At 36.0% G+C, this 19003-nt stretch carries 17 protein-coding genes; all 17 read left to right on the top strand.

The genetic code is table 11. The features are described 5' to 3' along the window. Positions 1-88 precede the first annotated feature (88 nt). The 17 genes from BI350_RS17315 to BI350_RS10900 all read left to right on the top strand — a co-directional run bounded on the left by BI350_RS17315 (position 89) and on the right by BI350_RS10900 (position 18993). Positions 89-223, top strand: coding sequence for a hypothetical protein (locus BI350_RS17315; protein WP_281181742.1), 135 nt, complete (start codon positions 89-91; stop codon positions 221-223). Continuing rightward, positions 184-285, top strand: a complete 102-nt coding sequence (locus BI350_RS17245) for a DUF4083 family protein (RefSeq protein ID WP_245698250.1) — start codon at positions 184-186, stop codon at positions 283-285. Before BI350_RS17315 ends, BI350_RS17245 begins: the two co-directional genes overlap by 40 nt. Before the next feature lie 112 nt (positions 286-397). After that, positions 398-961, top strand: coding sequence for a P-loop nucleotide/nucleoside kinase family protein (locus BI350_RS10975; RefSeq protein ID WP_075528154.1), 564 nt, complete (start codon positions 398-400; stop codon positions 959-961). 139 nt (positions 962-1100) lie between these two features. Further along, positions 1101-1463 carry a hypothetical protein gene (locus BI350_RS10970; RefSeq protein WP_075528153.1) on the top strand — a complete coding sequence of 121 codons (363 nt, stop codon included), beginning with the start codon at positions 1101-1103 and terminating at the stop codon, positions 1461-1463. 678 nt (positions 1464-2141) lie between these two features. Beyond that, positions 2142-3563, top strand: a complete 1422-nt coding sequence (locus tag BI350_RS10965) for a YfcC family protein (RefSeq protein WP_075528152.1) — start codon at positions 2142-2144, stop codon at positions 3561-3563. A gap of 12 nt (positions 3564-3575) precedes the next feature. After that, positions 3576-4739, top strand: coding sequence for a M20 metallopeptidase family protein (locus BI350_RS10960; RefSeq protein WP_075528151.1), 1164 nt, complete (start codon positions 3576-3578; stop codon positions 4737-4739). A 29-nt stretch (positions 4740-4768) separates the two neighbouring features. Beyond that, a complete protein-coding gene (locus tag BI350_RS10955) occupies positions 4769-5761 on the top strand; it encodes a threonine ammonia-lyase (RefSeq protein ID WP_082295057.1) in 993 nt (330 codons plus the stop codon). Then, a complete protein-coding gene (locus tag BI350_RS10950) occupies positions 5749-6732 on the top strand; it encodes an ornithine cyclodeaminase family protein (RefSeq protein WP_075528149.1) in 984 nt (327 codons plus the stop codon). Before BI350_RS10955 ends, BI350_RS10950 begins: the two co-directional genes overlap by 13 nt. Before the next feature lie 51 nt (positions 6733-6783). Then, complete coding sequence (locus tag BI350_RS10945; RefSeq protein ID WP_075528148.1) at positions 6784-7890, top strand: mandelate racemase/muconate lactonizing enzyme family protein; 1107 nt, start codon at positions 6784-6786, stop codon at positions 7888-7890. A 15-nt stretch (positions 7891-7905) separates the two neighbouring features. Beyond that, positions 7906-9030: an aminotransferase gene (locus BI350_RS10940; protein WP_075528147.1), complete on the top strand. Its 1125-nt coding sequence runs from the start codon at positions 7906-7908 to the stop codon at positions 9028-9030. 620 nt (positions 9031-9650) lie between these two features. Then, complete coding sequence (locus BI350_RS10930) at positions 9651-10493, top strand: hypothetical protein (RefSeq protein WP_075528145.1); 843 nt, start codon at positions 9651-9653, stop codon at positions 10491-10493. 277 nt (positions 10494-10770) lie between these two features. Next, positions 10771-11490 carry a DUF2161 domain-containing phosphodiesterase gene (locus tag BI350_RS10925; protein WP_075528144.1) on the top strand — a complete coding sequence of 240 codons (720 nt, stop codon included), beginning with the start codon at positions 10771-10773 and terminating at the stop codon, positions 11488-11490. 163 nt (positions 11491-11653) lie between these two features. Continuing rightward, a complete protein-coding gene (gene rlmD / locus BI350_RS10920; protein ID WP_075528143.1) occupies positions 11654-13036 on the top strand; it encodes a 23S rRNA (uracil(1939)-C(5))-methyltransferase RlmD in 1383 nt (460 codons plus the stop codon). A gap of 688 nt (positions 13037-13724) precedes the next feature. After that, positions 13725-15884 (top strand): KAP family P-loop NTPase fold protein, encoded by a 2160-nt coding sequence (locus BI350_RS10915; RefSeq protein WP_075528142.1) that lies wholly within the window; start codon positions 13725-13727, stop codon positions 15882-15884. Between the two features lie 350 nt (positions 15885-16234). Then, the gene (locus BI350_RS10910) at positions 16235-16813 is read left to right on the top strand and encodes a superinfection exclusion B family protein (protein ID WP_082295056.1); all 579 of its coding nucleotides are present in this window, start codon (positions 16235-16237) and stop codon (positions 16811-16813) included. 36 nt (positions 16814-16849) lie between these two features. Continuing rightward, on the top strand, positions 16850-17581 hold the full coding sequence (locus tag BI350_RS10905) for a hypothetical protein (protein ID WP_075528141.1): 732 nt from the start codon (positions 16850-16852) through the stop codon (positions 17579-17581). A 494-nt stretch (positions 17582-18075) separates the two neighbouring features. Next, positions 18076-18993, top strand: a complete 918-nt coding sequence (locus tag BI350_RS10900; RefSeq protein WP_075528140.1) for a Kiwa anti-phage protein KwaB-like domain-containing protein — start codon at positions 18076-18078, stop codon at positions 18991-18993. The last annotated feature ends 10 nt before the right edge of the window (positions 18994-19003 follow it).

Genomic DNA, 19003 nt, shown 5'->3' with positions numbered 1-19003 from the left:
AATCGGGCGCATTTCTTGAAAAAGAACTGCGCTTTCTTAAGCTATAGGGCCAGATTGCGAAGGAGATCAATCTGAGGGGGAAGCAACAATGAACGCAGTAAACATGGGTGATATTGTATTTACGACGATTTTTATTCTGCTAATAATCCTATTTTTTGTTTCATTTACGGTTTTCATTAAAAAATGTCGGTTACTCAAAGGGAAAGAGCCGAAAACAATGTAAAAGTGGAGCAAAAACTAGATAGAATAATTGAACTGTTAGAGCAAGATAAAACGAATAAATAAGACGCTAAGAGTTCCATTAACGGGCGCGATTTTCGATCTAGCGTGCAACAAATGGGCCATTTTGTGGAGTAAACTGGAAATAAATTTTAAATAATTCAGAGCGGAGTAAGATATGATTATTTTAATAAATGCTGTAGGTAGTACAGGTAAAACATTGATGGCACAACGGCTTCTAGAAAAATACTATATCCCATATTTATCTATAGATCATTTAAAAATGGGGTTATATAGGGGGGGCAAGCATTGTGGTTTTACACCATTAGATGATACAGAGGCTATTGGCGATAAACTCTGGCCAATATTAAAGGGAATAATTATGACGAATATTGAGAATGGACAACATATTATTGAAGGATGTTACATACTACCTCACTATTTAAAAGATCTTGACGTCAATTATTCTGAAAAAATTATTCCAATATTCATGGGGTTTTCAACAAATTATAACCAACAGAATTTCGAATCAAAGATAAAGAAATATAGAAACATTATCGAATTCCGTAAATGTCTAGAAGAAAGATCAATTGATGAATTAATTAAAGAGCACCATGAGTTTAAAGAACAATGCTTGCAATCGGGCGTTAAATATTTTGAAATTGAGAACGACTATGATAAAGAGATATTGAAAATCTATGATTATATAGATGCTGAAAGGCTAAGAATCAGTTCAGTATAAATTGAAATTAGTAATTTAAATTATTCAACGGTTGCGATAATGGAACAAGAAAATGCGCCCTTCCTACATAAACGAGCCATTTTTTCTAATATGGCATATTAACCGTTGGATTACTTTAAAACGCAAGTGAGGTTCGTAGATGAAGACTGTTAACCAAGAAACCCAAGATTTTTCGATTAAATCCTTGGAGTCGACTTTTAATAAACTTTCAAACGCATATAAAACAATGACAGAGAAAGGTTCAAATACAACCCTTGTCAAAAAGAGGAGAAATGCTGTGAAAATTGGCTTAGAAAGCCTTAAAGGTGCTTGGAATGAGAAAGTTTTTTCTTATGACGAAGAAACGATATTGGCCTCCATAGAGGTTCTACAAAGTCTTATTCCATCTATCGAAAAACAGATAGCAAAGGCAAATGAAGGCAGTTCTCAAAAAACATTAAATGAGCGTCGTCTAATTGCACTTAAACTGTCAATTGAATCCTTGGAGAACCGTCTCAAATAATTTTGTTTGTAATTTTCAACTGTTCAAGAATCGGGCGCAATTCTGTAATAAGAAGGCCTCTTTTGCATGGACAACACCTCCTAAGGCTGTTGAAAATGTACAGGTAGTTGAACTTACTCCTTTTTCAGGGATTGAAAATATTTAACTGTTTGCTACGAGTAGGTGAGTCTACTTGCAGCGAACTGTTTTTTATTGGGAAGGATAATTTTAGGTACCTTTCATTTTAAACTTTTTAGGTTCTGCGTGAAGAAGAATGGCTTGAATGTGGGCTGTTCGTTCTTCTTTTTATTTAATGATTTTTGGGTACCAGTGTGCGACACAATTAAATAGTCTTAGGCATCTGAAATTAAACTGCCATATTTCTCTTTGCTATCCAAAAAAATAATCTAATTAAAACCCACTCCATTTCTGTCTATCCAAAAGTTATGTACATATGCTTGGACCTTTTTATTCATGTCAAATTCATAAATTACTCCATAAGTGCATAAGGTACTAAAACAAGGACGAGCTCGACACTTGTCCAACTATTGCGAAGAAGGAGAGGCTAGCAAATATTTAAGCACTGGGGCTACTAGATTGGAAAGCTTGGCATAAATTTTAGCAGCACTTGGATCTTGTTCGTGCCTTGGGCGGGGGTGCGATGGTAAAAAAGTGGGAAGATAAATGGGAGGCGAAAATATGAGCAAAAAACCATTAGAAAATAATGACTCCACGACAGAAATTGTTGAATCTAAAGGGATTAATGCATTTGTTTTAGTGTTTATTGTTGTTGCTGTAGCCGCTATATTAACTTATATTATGCCAGCAGGACAATATGAAAGACAAGAAGTGGATGGGAGAAGTGTTGTTGATCCAGCAACTTTCACTTTTATTGAGTCTACACCGGCTAGCTTTATGGATTTGTTCAATAGTATCCATCTAGGAATGCTTGAAGGGTCTGGAATTATTTTCTTCGTCTTTATTGTAGGTGGAGCATTTGGAATCCTGAAAACGACAGGTGCTTTGGAAGCATTTGTGAAAGTGATAGCTCTAAAATTTTCTGATAGAGCGACAATTCTAATCCCAATATTAATGCTGTTTTTCGCAGCGGGTGGTACTTTGATGGGAATGGCTGAAGAGACGTTAGTCTATATTGGGATATTGGTTCCACTTGCACTAGCTTTAAGGTTTGATGTATTTACTGGTTTTGCAATTGTTTCGTTAGGTGCATCAGTCGGTTTTTCGGCGGCTGTTATGAATCCTTTTACAGTTGGTGTTGCCCAAGGCGTAGCTGAATTACCATTGTTCTCAGGAATGGGTTTACGGTTGGCCCTTTTAGCAACGTTATACGTGGCTGCAGTCTGGTACGTAACAAGACATGCTAAAAAGGTAAGAGCCAATCCTAGTCTAGGTTTTTATGGCAGGTATGACAGGGAGACGATTGTCTCCGTGATAGATGAAGATTTTAAGATTTCGACAAGGCATAAGCTTGTATTATATACATTCCTCTTAAACTTCATTGTTTTAATATATGGGGTTATCAAGCTTGATTGGTATATAACTGAAATTGCAGGGCTGTTTTTACTCTTTGGAATATTAATTGGTTTTATCGGAAAAATTTCTTCTAGTAATATCGCAGATAGTTTTATTGACGGTGCAAAAGAAATATTACCAGGGGCATTAATTATTGGGGTTGCTCAAGCAATATTGGTTATTTTTAAAAATGGTTCGTTAATGGATACAATCTTATATTATGCCTCTAATATGATAGATTCATTGCCGCCGGTATTAAGTGCAATTGGAATATTTATATTTCAACTGTTCTTTAACTTCTTAATTCCTTCTGGAAGTGGTCAAGCAGCATTAACGATGCCGATTATGGCTCCACTTGGAGACCTGATAGGCGTTACGAGACAAACAACAGTCTTAGCGTTCCAACTTGGTGATGGAATGTCCAATATAATATTTCCAACCGTAGGATTTTTCATGGCAGGTTTAGCTATGGCAGGTATACCTTGGACTAGATGGGTTAAATGGGTATTTCCATTTTTCTTAATACAGATCGGGATTGCCGTCGTATTCTTAATTATTGCTCAACTGACTCAATATGGACCATTTTAAGGAGGGACGGAATTGAAAAACAGAGAAGAACTCCAGACTCTTTCAGCATGGGCAATCAAGCATAGACGGTACCTGCATCAATATCCAGAGTTATCTGGAGAAGAACATAAAACGAATGAATATATAAAAAGGATTATTACTGGACTGGGATTAGAAATATTAGATTTTCCACATCCGAGTTTAGTTGCCTTTCTTCCAGGGACGAAAGGTTCTAAAACGATTGCATTACGTGCAGATACAGATGCTCTTCCAGTCCATGAAGAAGGCGAAAAAGCTGGTTATATCTCTAAAGTTCCAGGAGTCGCTCATGTCTGTGGCCACGATGGGCATACGGCAATACTGTTGGCGGTTGCAAAGTGGATGTCAGAAAATCATGAGTCAATTGTGCATAATGTAAAGTTTATCTTTCAATCATCGGAAGAAATCTCCCCTAGTGGTGCCCTTGAACTCGTAAATGCGGGTGTCTTGGAGGATGTAGACGCCATTTTCGGAATCCATCTTTGGCAAGGACTGAAAAAAGGAAGTGTAGGACTAACACATGGCCCCATGATGGGTTCGTCCGATGACTTTGAAATAGTGATTGAAGCGAGTGGGGGGCATGGGTCGTTGCCGCACGAAACAATTGATCCTACTTATATTGCTTCACATTTGATCCAATCGTATCAAGCGATTGTAAGCCGACAAATTAATCCAGTAGATCCTTCTGTTATTTCTATTGGGAAAATTGAGGGTGGAACGAATTACAATATCATTCCTTCAACGGTAACTCTATCTGGGTCTATGAGGGCTGTTAAAACTGACACAAGAGATTTCATTAAGAAAAGAATATTGGAACAAACAAATGGAATATGTGCTTCTTTCTTGGCGACTGCGAAGGTTGAATTTATTGATGGAACACCTCCAGTAGTAAATGACAGTACCGAAAGCATGTTTGTAGAAAAAGTGATTACAGAGCACTTGGGAGCCAATGTATTTTCATTAGTGGATGTAGTTATGGCTGCGGAGGATTTCTCATTTTATTTGAATGAAAGGCCGGGCGCTTTTATTTTTGTTGGAATGAATGGCGAAAAGAGTCAATACCCTCACCATCATCCTAAATTTGATTTGGACGAAGAGGTATTTGAGTCAGCGATTCATTTATTCATAAAAATTGTTCAGCAATACCCATCAGATTAAGAGATGGTCTTTTATCAGGAGGTGGAAAATTGTTAAAAGTTACATTTCAAGACGTCTTAAAAGCAGCTGTTCGTTTAAAAGGAAGAATTAATGAAACTCCACTTGTCTATTCAGATATCCTGTCCGAAGAAACGGGTGCAGAGGTGCATATCAAGATGGAGGCATTACAAAAAACAGGTTCTTTTAAAATTCGAGGTGCTTTAAATAAAATTGATATGTTAACGGTAGAAGAGCAACAAAAAGGTGTTGTGACAGCATCAGCTGGTAACCACGCACAAGCGGTTGCTTATGCATCTTCATTAAAAGGGATTTCAGCGAAAATTGTTGTTCCAACACCAACACCGCAAACTAAACTCGATGGAATTAAACGGTACGGCGGTGAATTAATTATTCATGGAGATCAATACGATGATGCTGAAATTTACGCTTTGCAACTAGCTGAAGAAACTGGCGGTACATTCATAAATGCTTTTGAAGATGACGATGTTATCGCGGGTCAAGGAACTGCTGGATTAGAAGCATTTCTGAAGGTTCCGGATATTGATATTTTACTCGTGCCGTCAGGCGGTGGCGGATTATTATGCGGTGTTGCACTTGTCGCGAAAGCAATCAATCCAAAAATTAGAGTGATTGGCATTCAAACATACGCTTCTCCACCTTGGTATCATGCATTTAAAGCCGGGGAGTTAGTCGATGTAGAGTACCTACCCTCCTACGCAGAAGGACTTCATGGAGGAATTGCGCAAGGTAACTTTGATCTGGCACAAGGAATTGTAGACGACTTTGTATTAGTGGAAGAAGAAGACGTTGCAAAAGCCGTCTATTGGATGGCGAAGCATCATCACTATATGTTGGAAGGTTCAGCAGTTGTTGGGATCACTGCTCTTCAAAAAGGACTTATTGAAAATATTAAAGGGAAAAAGATTGTAACGTTTGCGACAGGAGGAAATGTTGATTTGGCCAGAATTTCACAGTTTTACGAAACATTTGAAGGCGGTGATAAAACACAATGGATACAATAATCTTAATGAAAAATCAAATCGAGAAAGTGTTGGAGTGGGAAGACGTAATCGGTTCAGTTGAAGAAGCATATAAACAGTTTTCAGATGAAAAAGTCATCTTGCCCCCTGTAATATCTTTTGAGGTTGAAAAGTACAGTGGAGAAATTGATATAAAATCCGGATACGATCTTATCGACGATGTTGTCGGTGTGAAAATTGCAAGTGGATATGCCAATAATACAGAAAACTATGGCATACCAAATGGTTTAGCTACGATAATTCTTATTGATGTGAGAAATGGCGTCCCATTCGCAATTATGGAAGGTGGACTAATAACTGATATGAGAACAGGGGCAGCAGGGGCTGTCTCTGTGAAATACTTAGCGAACCCATTTTCTGATAAAGTTGCAATCATCGGTACTGGAATAATCGCCCGGATGCAATTAGAGGCATTGTCTAAAGTAATCCAATTGAAAGAAGTATTTGTTTGGGGTAGAAATGACGAAAATACTAAACGATATATAAAAGATATGCAAAAGAAAATTCCATTAAATTACACCGCATTCACTGATTTGGAACAATGTGTAAAAAAGGCGGATATAATTATTACGACAACGTCAAGTAAAGAAGCACTAATTCAAAGTGATTGGGTGAAACCTGGAACGCATATCGCATGTATTGGTGCTGATATGCCAGGAAAAAAAGAATTGGACCCGACTTTATTTGAAAGGGCTACAATTGTTGTAGATAGCATTGAGCAATGCATTGAAAGAGGAGAAGTACAGCACGCTATCAACAATGGGATTGTTTCTGAAAAAAATTTAAACGAAATTGGAGAAGTAATATTGGGCAATAAACAAGGTAGGAAATCTGAAAGTGATGTAACAATATTTGACTCAACTGGTTTATCAATTCAAGACATTACGACTGCAAAAAAAGTAGTCGCTGTTTTAAAAGATAATAAAGATAAGGTATTAGCAAATCTTATTTAACTGTATTCAAGTAGGTTTATATCGTGGCATAAGTAATAGGGGGGATTCACCATGCGAATTAAAAAAGTCGATATATATATAATATACTTGCCTTTAAAAGAACCATTTATTATTTCGTATGATCGGTATGAAAATATGCCGGTTATTTTAGTGAAAATTGAATTGCAAAATGGATTGATAGGTTGGGGTGAGGCTGTTCCTGATCAACATGTTACTGGGGAAACAGAGCACACAGTCGTTGAAGTGTTAAAAAATGAATTAGGCCCCTTACTAATCGATTTAAATCCATTTCAAATTGAACTTATTCATCATAAAATGAATAAGAAAATTTGGGGGAATCCATCAGCTAAAGCAGCAATTGATTGTGCATTGTACGATTTAATGGGGAAAATAACAAATCAGCCTGTGTATCAACTTATTGGCGGACAAGCAAACGAGAAACTAACTGCTCCACAAGTTATAAGCATAAAATCGCCAATTGAAATGTCAGAGGATGCACGTCGGATTGTTAGCGAAGGGTTTAGCAATGTTAAAATAAAAGTGGGAACCGATGTAGAAACTGATATCGAAAGAATTCGTGCGGTTCGAAATGCAATCCCGAAAGAAGTTAAGTTAAGAGTAGATGCAAACCAAGGCTGGGATAGAATTGGTGCTCTTACTGTAATTAAAAATACAAAAGATTGTCTTGTCGAGTGGTATGAGCAGCCTGTATTAGCTGACGATATTTTATCACTACAAGAAATACGCTCCGTTTCTCACGCGAAAATTATGATAGATGAAGGGGTACATAGTCCGCAAGGTCTATTAAATGTAATCCGAAATCGTTCAGCGGATATGGTAAACATTAAACTTATGAAAGCTGGTGGCATTTATCCGTCTTTAGCGATTGCCAATATGGCCGAAGTTTCAGGTATGCCATGTCAACTAGGATCCATGGTGGAGTCAGCGATTGGGACAATGGCCGGGGCACACCTATCGATAGCGAGGAGAATAATTCAGACCAATGAACTTGTCGGCCCGTTTATGTTTTCACGGGATGTAGATACAGTGGTTTTTGAGGGGGACGTATTACAATTTCCTGACTTGCCTGGATTAGGTGTGCAAGTGGATGAAGAACTAGTGGGAGAATTAACTGAAGTTCATAAAACAGTGGAATAAAGGGGATGGATACAATTGAAGATTAAACAATTTGCAATTGAAGAGTGGATGAATGAGTATGAAGATGATGCGGTATATAACCTAGCGGAAACATGTGTGGATTCCTTAACTATGGAAGAATTAATAACGTTATCTGGAGATTCATATGATGAATACTTCCATTCTATTTCTAAACTTAGATTATCGTATGGACATATTACTGGCTCCCCTAGGTTTAAGGAAAATGTAGCCAATTTGTATAAAACAATGAAACCTGAAAACGTTTTATCAATGAACGGAGCAATCGGTGCGAATTTCTTACTGTTGTATTCACTAATTGAACCAGGTGATGAGGTCGTTTGTGTAGATCCGACTTACCAACAGTTACACTCAGTTCCAGAATCCTTTGGGGCGGTTGTTAAACATCTGCCATTAACTTATGAAAATAGATATTTACCAGATTTGGAAGAATTAGAGTCGTTAGTAACTTCAAAAACAAAGTTAATTATTATTAACAATCCCAATAATCCAACTGGATCAGTAATGGATGCAGATTATTTAAAAAAGATTGTAGAAATTGCACGCATAAACGATTCATATCTTCTTTGCGATGAAGTTTATAGAGGGATATGGCAAAATCCTGAAGCAGAAATACCGGCTATTGCAGATTTATATGAAAAAGGAATTAGCACAGGAAGTATGTCAAAATCACTTTCTTTAGCAGGTCTAAGATTAGGATGGATAGTCGCTTCAGAAGAAGTTATACAAAAATGTATTACACGCCGGGATTATACGACAATTAGTAATGGAATGCTCGATGATCTTTTGGCTGTACATGCGTTAACGAACTATGACAAAATAATGGAGCGAAATTTAAAGATAGCCCGTGATAATTTACGGATTTTAGATGATTGGGTTAGTAATGAAGATAAGATTTCGTATATTAAACCTGAAGGGGGGACAACTGCTATTCTTAAATATGATTCAAAAATATCTTCGGAAGAATTTTGTATTAATTTATATAACGACAGTGGCACTTTTATTGCCCCAGGCAGTTGTTTTGGTTTAGAAGGGACAGTCCGTATTGGTTATTGTTGTTCGACTAAGGTGTTGACGGAAGGTCTTGAAAAATTTTCGGAGTACTTGAAAGAGGTGAACTGATTTACCTTTATGAACGGGGCATAAAGGTAAGTCAGTTCCAATAATTCATCATAAAAAAATGTGGGCTATCCAGAAAGTCAGTGAAAACTGATTTTCTGTGACAGTCTTTTTTATTTACTAGATTATCGCGTACCAGTACATGAAACTGTCGTGAAAGTTTAAACCACTATAAGTATCTTGACACAAATTAAGGGTTTTCAGAGGGCTTTTTCTTCTTTATTGTCGGGGCTCTTTTTATTTATATGGGAATTAGAAAAAATCAGGAAGTCTCTTAATTTGGTGAATTCACGACTTGCAAAGTTTAATGAAAGTGACTTTTATTTATGTTTTTTCAACAATCGGGCGCGGTTATTGTATAAGGACTACGCTTCAATCGGGTGCTTTAGTTGAACGAGAAATTATCATAAATGAAACAGGGCTGCAAAAACAAGAACAAATAAAAATGGTCGATTCCATAAAGGAAGTCGACTCTTTTATTGTAATTCGATTATCGTGCAAAATTAATGAAATGTTAGCACTAAAATTGTTGAAGTATTCCGTTTCTAAATACGTCCATACTACACAAAATAACATAAGGGATTACAATCTTTGAGATTCCGGTGTGAAAAGGGGACAGATTGATGAAGAAAATAATGCTTCTAATCTTGCTACCACTCGCGGCAATTAACTTTATTTTGATTACTGTTCACGCTAATCAGGACCAGAAAAAAGACTTAATAAAAATTATTAAGGAATTTATGCCACCGAACTCGTCGCTTATAAGTCCTGAAAAGCCTTCCTCCACTCAGCCAATTCAACTCTATGACTTTAATCACGACGGGCAGAAAGAAATAATCTTTACTTTTGAAATAAAAGAAAAAGTACAGCCTTCCCCTTCTCACTTTGGTGCAATCGTACTAAAAAAGGAAAATGCTGATTGGCGGAAAGTTTGGGAAACAAGGCAGAAAGGAGTGGGTTTGGATTTTTCAAGTTTGGCAGATATTACTGGTGATGGTACAAAAGAATATTTATTCGGTGTAACGATTGGTGCAGACATAGGAAGCGAACTTGAAGTTTTCCAATGGGTTAACAACTCATTCAAAAAGATTGCTGATGTTCCTTACCATAAAATTGACATTGTGAAAGGAAATCCAAAAGTCGGTATAGCGGTTTGGCAAAAGTATGTTGGTGATAGTTATTTAGTTGATGTACTAAAATGGAATGATGAAAAGTTAGTTTATGATAAAGAATTATATTCCAAATATTATCCAAAAATTGACAGGTTTTATAGAGATAAAATTTCTGAAATGGATGCCTGGTTTTATTGGTATTCCCTGGCAGATGCCCAAATTAAAGCCGAAAAATTTGAAGAAGCTTCTAAATCTATTCAAAAGGGGATTTCGTTAACTGAAAAAATACCAATGCTAGATGTATCCCAAGAATTTAATGATTTAACAGAAAGACTGAAGAACAAGAGAAAATAAACAATAGCTTCTTAAACTAACGGGTGCGCTCATGAGACAAGGATCGTGCCCGTTTCCGTTTAATAGCCAGAATATGTTCAAGAAAAAAAGTCAATTTGATAATTTTAATGAAAGAGGAAAAAGATTGAATTATCGTCCCAGTATTTCTATATTCGCTAGTTCTTGTGTTATTGGAACTAGCATTTTTGTGTTTTTCTCATATCTTACACATGTTCAAAAGGAGAAAATTGTGCTTAACCGATAGTATTTGAGATACTATCAGTGGGGGTTGATTCAAATGAAAGGCAAAGATACAAAATTGTATGAAGTTGATTTGTATGATCCCGTTAAAAATTACTTTACTGAACAAGGATATGATGTTTACGGGGAGGTTCATGATTGTGACGTAGTGGCCGTGAAAGATGACGAATTGGTTATCATCGAATTAAAAATGCGGTTAAATTTAGACTTAGTCATGCAAGCGACGAAAAGGCAACGACTGTCGGATCAGGTATATGTCGCCATTCCCAAACCTACCTATAGTTTACGTTCACAAAAGTGGCGAAATATTTGTTATTTGCTGAGGAGATTAGAGGTCGGGTTAATCGTGATTTCATTTCAAAAAAACAAGGAACAGTTGCAAATAATCCATCATCCGGTTTCATTTGATAGAGTGAAAAGTATGCAACTTAGTAAGAAACGAAGGACTCGTTTATTAGCAGAGATTGAAGGCAGGACTGGGGATTTTAATGTAGGTGGAAGCAGCCAAAGGAAAATCATGACTGCCTATAAAGAGACTTGCATCCACATCGCTTGTTGTTTGATCCATCATGGTCCATTATCGGCTAAAGTGTTGCGGGAAATTGGTACTGGAGATAAAACATCGCGAATACTCATTAGAAACTACGACGAATGGTTTGAAAGAGTAGAAAGAGGCGTCTATGCAATTAGTGAAAAAGGTAAGAAAGACTTAAAAGACTATCCCGAATTTGTCGAGCACTATATGAAATTAGTTTAAAAGAAGTTGAGACTTCTGAAACGTTTTTGTATGTATCGTTCTATTTAATTCAGGGGTACCGTTGTTCAGATCTGTTCCTTCGTGTAAAATGAATAGTATTGGATTCATTTTTGCGATAAACGATTTATGAACTGTTGAAGATAGATAGAAGGGTGTTTTATAGATGATAGGGAAGCGTTTTAAAGTAAAAGTTGACCATTTTGATAATCGCGGGGTCGGCGAGTCAGTGACGATGCGGAAAACGAAACGGGGGAACGAGAGTCGATTGCATTTGATGATTCCTTATGCGATTCCCGGTGAAGAAGTGGAAGTAACGGTTGAGCATGCGATACGTAGAAAATGGCAAACAAGCGTTGACCAATTTGTTCAGACGCATCCGGACCGCGTCGAAGCGCGTTGTCCGCATTTTGAAAAATGTGGCGGTTGTTCGTGGCAACATCTTTCTTATGAGGGACAATTACGTCAGAAAACGAATGCGGTAAAAGGGTATTTAGAAAAAGAAGGCTTTGATGCTGAGTTAGTAGAAGAAACGATCGGCATGGAAAATCCTTGGACGTACCGTAATAAAATGGAGTTTACTTTTGCGCCAGATGGTTCACTTGGTTTACATGAAAAAGGTAATTATTTAAATGTCATTCCGCTAGAAACTTGTTACATCATGAAGCCAGAAATGAAAGAAGCTGTACTTGAGGTGGCCGATTGGGTAAAAGCGCATGAATTAACGGGCTATAATAAAGAAACAGTTGAGGGATTACTTCGATTCGTGATGGTGAGACAGTCGTTTGTAACGGGTGAAATTATGCTAGCGATTTTTGCGACGGCAGGGCCCGATGAAGTGGCGGGTATCCAAGATCTCGTGTCAAGAATCGAAACGAAATTCCCGACTGTGAAAAGTTTATTATGGCTGGAAAACCGTGATTTAGCGGATCGTTCGCAGGCGGAAGAAACGCATCTGTTACACGGAAGAGATTTTATTTACGATGAAATTATGGGCTATCAATTCCGTCTATGGTTCGATACGTTTTTCCAACCAAACCCTGTACAAGCGAAGCAATTAATTGAGCTGGCGATTGAAATGGGTAAGCCGAAAGAAACAGAAAAAATGATTGATCTATTTTGTGGGGTCGGTACGTTTTCCCTGCCTTTTGCGAGCCGTGTGAAAGAGCTGGCAGGTATTGAACTTGTGGAAGCATCTATCGCATCGGCAAAAAGAAATGCAAGTGATAACAACGTTGACAATACGAGCTTTTTAGCAAAAGATGCGCGGCACGGGATTGACGAAGTGCTGCAGGAATTTGGCAAGCCTGAACTATTGTTATTAGATCCACCGCGCTCAGGTGCAGGCGGGAAAGTGATGCGCCGAATCGGGCGTGCGCAACCAGAACGCATCGTTTATGTGTCTTGTAATCCGGAAACATTTGCGGAAGATATTGTGCATTTGAAGGAGTTTGGTTATGCGTTGAAGAAGGTCCAACCGGTTGATATGTTCCCCCAGACTTATCACGTAGAAGTAGTGGGGTTGTTGGTGAGTGCATTGTCTAACTAAAATAAACAATTTCTAGGCATAATAAACATTACCGATTTTTAACTCAATTTTTCGTGTTTCAATTATAATAAACATTTACGATTCCCATGTTTAACTCAATATTGTCCCGGTTTTCCTCAATAGGATTCCGGGTTTTTTTATCTCTTTTTCAATATCTTTCTCATACTAAACCCTGATATAACTATGTTTATTCTAAGGGTAGTTCAATATGATCAATACTTTATCAATGTTTTTTTGATTTCTCTTCGTCTCTTTTCTCCCCATTCTTCTTTCTATTATATTTATCAAACTTTGAGGGCAAAAAATTTAAAATATATTTGTATGACATATCTGAGAAAAGAAATTTAGTTAGATTGTAATAAATCATTTATATTGCGGTTGTAAGTGATCTGAGTAAAGAATTGCCATAATACAAAAGAGTCAATGTTATAATGTTATTTGAAGGTCAAACTGGATATAAGATGTGATTTACTTAGTTATACCTGTGATGAAATAAAGAAAAAGAGATGTACTTTAAAAGTCTTTCATATGTTATTTTAGATGAGATAGAAATAGATAAACCTTTATACCAAAACTGATTTTAATATTTTAGGGAAGGATTATGGTTATTTGATATTATATATTAAGAAGAACAGCAGAAAAATTTCAAGCATGGATTTATATTGTTAAATGAAGGAGGATTTTGTAAATGAAGCCGCCGCATAACTATTCATCGGATGCTCCAATATATGATGCTGCCCTTGACAAATTTAATCGTTTTCCATTTTCACAGAGAGTGGCCAATGTAATAGCTAAAAGAAATGATTCGAGTAGTATTGTAATAGGAATATATGGTGCCTGGGGTGACGGGAAAACCTCTGTATTAAACTTTATAGAAGGTGAACTTCAAACAGAGGAAAACGTCGTTTGTTTAAAATTTAATCCATGGAGATTTGGTGACGAAGACCAAATGCTCATTAATTTCTTCAATGACTTGGCTACAGCGATTGATAGGTCTATAGAAACGGGAAAGGAAAGAATAGGCAGCCTTATTGAGAAGTACGGTAAGCCACTTGCTTCTGTTCTTGGTAACGAGGGAGTTGCAGAAGGAGTAAAATCGTTCTTTTCTGGTGCAGATATTGAAGAATTAAGAGAACGAATTGAAAGACTTTTAGAAGAGGAGAAAAAAAGAGTAGTAATACTTATAGATGATATTGATAGACTTGAAAAAAATGAAATACATGCTGTGTTTAGATTAGTTAAGTTAACAGCAGATTTTAAATATACAGCCTATGTATTAGCATTTGATAAATATGTAGTATCGTCAGCATTACAAGAACGATACGGTGATAATACTATAGGGACGGGAAATTCATTTTTAGAAAAAATAATTCAGGTTCCATTAGAACTTCCTTCAATAGAAAGCGAAGATTTAAGAAACTTTTGCTTTAATGAAATTGACCAAGTATTAAACTTCTCTAATATCGTATTAACAGAGGAAGATGTTAGGCAATTTTTTAGCAATTTCTCTAAAGGATTAGAGGTACATTTGAAGACACCTAGACAAGCAAAGTTGTATTCAAATATTCTGATGTTTTCCTTGCCTATGCTAAAAAGTGAAGCCAATGTTGTTGATTTAATGTTAATTGAAGGAATTAGGGTTCTTTTGCCAGAATTTTATGCTTTAATTCGAGACAATAGGAGTTTATTTTTGAAAGATAGTACAAGTAGCTATGGCACTGACCAAAAGGAAAAATCAAGAAGGAAAGAGCGAATTGAATCTGCCTTAAATGAATTTACACAAGAGGAAATGGAACAAATTATAGACTTGTTATGCTTTCTCTTTCCTAGGCTCAACAGCGTTTTTGGTAATAATTATTATGGTGGAAGCTCGGAATTAATATGGAGTGAAAAGCAGAGAATATGCTCTCCGCAATATTTTCAAAGATACTTCACATATGCAATATCCACTAAAGATGTTTCAGATTTAGCAATTAATGAATTGTTAATATTTAGTGAGGATCATTCTGAAGAAGAGATTGTAAATAAAATTAAAGCGATTTTGTCTGATAAGAATGCAGAAACTTTCATTTCAAAGTTAAGAAGGTTAAGTAAAAATTTTACTTTATTACAGTCCAGAAATTTAGCAATTTCTATAGCGAAGATAGGTAGTAATTTTCCTAATCCAGTTCAGTTTATTAGGTCAATGAATACTTTTGGACAAGGAGCAATGTTCACTGGTGACTGTATAGAAAATCTGAAAAGTAAAGAAGAGCAGTTCAAGTTAGCGAAAGATGTAATCTTTAATGCAGACACCTTATATTTCGCTACTGCATGCTTTACTTGGTTCAGAAGAGATACAGAGGAACATCCAAACCCTCGAGGTTTCTCTGGCGAAGAATACGCAAAATTAGCAGGCATTCTGGCCAAAAGAATAACTTTTGAGTTGAGTAACATAGACCATATTGACGTTGAAAAAATACAGAACTTTCCCCATGTACTATCAATTTGGAATGAATATGGGAAGTCCCAAGAGGCAACAAATATAATCACAAGAAAAATACGTACTGACAAGAATTTTGTGTTCGAGTTACTTAATTCTTATACTCCAACTGCATTTGGAGAATTTGGTTCAAGAAAATCAAGTTTTCGTAGAGACAATTATGATGCAATTCAAAAAGTTTTAGATCCAACTATTATAGTGGATACTATAAATGAAGTCTATGATGATTTGGTAATAGATGAACGTTATCCTGAATTCTTGGATGTACCAAGAAATGAAGAGCTCGCTAGGCAGTTTTTGTGGATACATAATAAGTTTTCAGATGAAGAAGTAAATAAAGAAGAAATGGATAGCAGTAAGAAATAATTAGAAATGGACATTTGTTAATCATCAGGAAAACCGTAATGGATTAATTATGTATCTATAGTTTTCCAATTAAAAGTCAATAGAATTTCGGACCGGATTCAATATGGGTTCGGTCTTTTTGATTCGACAATTAATGGCCTAATAATTCTTCCATAATATTACATACGGTTGTTATCCTCACTGTATATTGTAGTATTCTGTTTCCAATTCGTGATGTTCCAAGGAGATTGATCTTTTTTTTATAAGTTACCTGGTATGGGAAAAGACTATTTATCAAATAGAGAAGGAAGCAGAGAAGTATGCAAAAGGTGTAGTATAATATTAGAAAAGTACAATGTTTGGGGGATATTATGAAAATTGATTTTAATATTAGTGAGATTCTTACCTTGCCAACCACGATTATGGCTGCACTATCCTTAGCAAGTGGTATACTTCTGTTTTCACCAACATCCTTATTAGATCAAATGTTCATGTTGGAATTTAGAGATAAATATGGGTTCATTATTGGGATAGTTTTCATTGTTTCAGTATGTATCCTAATTGTCAACTTATTATACAAAACAGCTAGATCCATCTCAAATGCAAAAGCAAAAAGGGATTTTTATGCTAATGCAGAAAAAAGGCTACAAAAACTTAATAACTATCAAAAAGCCATAATATATGCACTATATCAAGAGGATAATCGTACCTTGCCCTTACCATTACACGACGGTTCAGTTTTAGAACTTGAACATAACTACATGATTGGTAAGGCAACTTCACAATATATGGTTAGTGATTTAAACAATGCACTATTTCCATATTTATTACAACCGTGGGTATCAGATGAATTAAGTAACAAATCCAATCTACTATCCGATTTTGCAACCGCTTTTGAAATTCAGCATAAAAAGGAAGTTAACCAGAGGAAAGAAAATCAATATTATTAAAATATGGTTTTTAGCACGTTAGGGAGGGGAAGAAGAATGGAATCTAAAATGATTGATTTTGGCTATGCAACAATGCCAGTAGGGTTCAGTAAATGCCTAAGTAATTGCTTTTATAATGTAACAATTGATATTTATGCAACTCCAGATTTTACCGAGAGATATATTTCCATGTTTCTAAGTGAAGATGATTACATTCTGGTAACTGCTAGACGAAAAGAACATATAAACTACCGTGAACTAGGACAGTTTGAATTGTTAGATGCAATATTTAGTGAAGGTGACTATTTTCATAGTTTTTTGATAGCAAAGAATATGTTTTATGACGAGCGTGGCTCCTTGGTCAAGCTAATTGCATTACTCTATGAAGAGAGGGGAAATATTCATATTTGGAATCCTACCTTTGAAGAACTTTTTCTTCCCCTTATTCAAGATGACTTAGATAAGGGTTCGGATTCACATTGGCAAAGCCTTCAGGAAATTCAACAAAATCATTCTACAGACCTGGATATATATGATGTTGTTCTAACGAACCAAGTTGATTATGAAATAGAAGTTGAATGGGATAAGGGGGAAGTATTCACTACCGTTGTTTATTACGCTTTGCTAAAGCATATATTCTTGGTAGAGGATGAGAAATATCCAGAAATTCCCGGATCTAAAAGAACTATTCAAGCATATAAAGAATTATTTGATGATCATCTGAATCGGCGAGTGGATATGGACCGATGGAGAAAAAAATATAGACTCAAAGATCCTAGGAGGAGATGAAAATCCCTTTTTTAAGGAGCACGCTTACACATTTTTTCTATTGTTTGTAAAAAAATAGCCCATCTACTTAAAAATTCATAAAATAGTATCCAGAGCGGAAGGGAGAGGAAGGAAAAGAAGAGCCGAAGAACAATAGATACTAAAAATTGACTCAATGATTTTTTAATCTTAGTTCAATAAAAATTAAGACGGTTTAGTATCAGGGGCTAGTTTTTTGTCCAATATCCCTTTACTCCCTTCCCGACCAAGGGTTCGTGCAGTGTCGAACCCCATTAGTGACGGGTACCTGTGTTGAAAACTATTCAGAATATACTTGGAAGTTACATGAGTAGTAAACGGAAGCAGCGTTTGGTTAACTTTAGATTGTATTTTTTATTCAGATAATTGATTTATTGTGAACGGGTCTTAAATAGACACCTTTTTTAATTTGCCGGGAAATAGAAGGTTTTTATCTTTTAATGTCGAATAGTAGTGCTGAAAGGGGAATGATTAACTTGAATATAAATGAACTTAAGGAGTTTATAGAAAATCTTGATACTGATGAAGTAGATTCAGTTTCTGTGAAGTTAGTACAAAAAATAGGTGAAAATTATGAAGTTTATCAACCGTCTGTGCACCAAAGGGTTAGAGAAGATCTTAAGAATTTATATGCTGAAATTTTTGAAACAAGACTATTCGAGCTACCACAAGAAGAGTATAATCCAAATGTAGGTCAGGATGGCTACCTTTCAGTCGCAAATTTGGAGGTGGCACATGTAGAGACTACAATTGAGGAAATTAATTCGGAAGAGAACATACATGGTGATTTGGGAGATTTAGATCTAGAGACTATTAATTTTTATTGTATAAAATTTAGGCATAATGACGAGTCTCTCTATATATTCCGTAGATTTTCCAAGATGAGAAAAATAAGACGTGGGTTTCTTGGGGTATTAGAAGACAGCACATTGAGAAAGCTTGAGAATGATTTGTTTATCGGTTTGGATAGTGATATCGATATATTAGTGTTCCAAAACGAAATGCTAATAATAAATAGGTTTGCATTACAGACTATCTTTAATTTGCAAGATTACTTTACGGAAAGAGCCACTTATGCATTAGGTCAGATTCAGCAAGGTAATGTAATATCAAATTTTGATGAGTTTAGTGAGGACTGTTTGAATGATAGACAAGCATCTCAAAGAATCACAAAGATTATTAACACCCCTGGCAGGATTGAGGGATTTTTGCAAACAGCAGAATCACTTCCTAATGTCATTGCACGAGCTAATTTGGATATTGAATTGAATGAAAATGGACAAATAGTGTATACGCGCAACAGGGAAGTTAGAAGCCAGATACTCTTTTGTATTGCAGATGCCTACTATCTGTCCCTATTATTGGGACGCATAGGGGAAGATATTACACAATAAAGTAAAAGAA

Origin of the sequence: Sporosarcina ureilytica (assembly GCF_001753205.1) — a bacterium.
Classification (GTDB): Bacteria; Bacillota; Bacilli; order Bacillales_A; family Planococcaceae; genus Sporosarcina; species Sporosarcina ureilytica.
The sequence above is the reverse complement of the archived record's forward strand: the minus strand, read 5'-3'. Positions and strand labels throughout refer to the sequence as shown.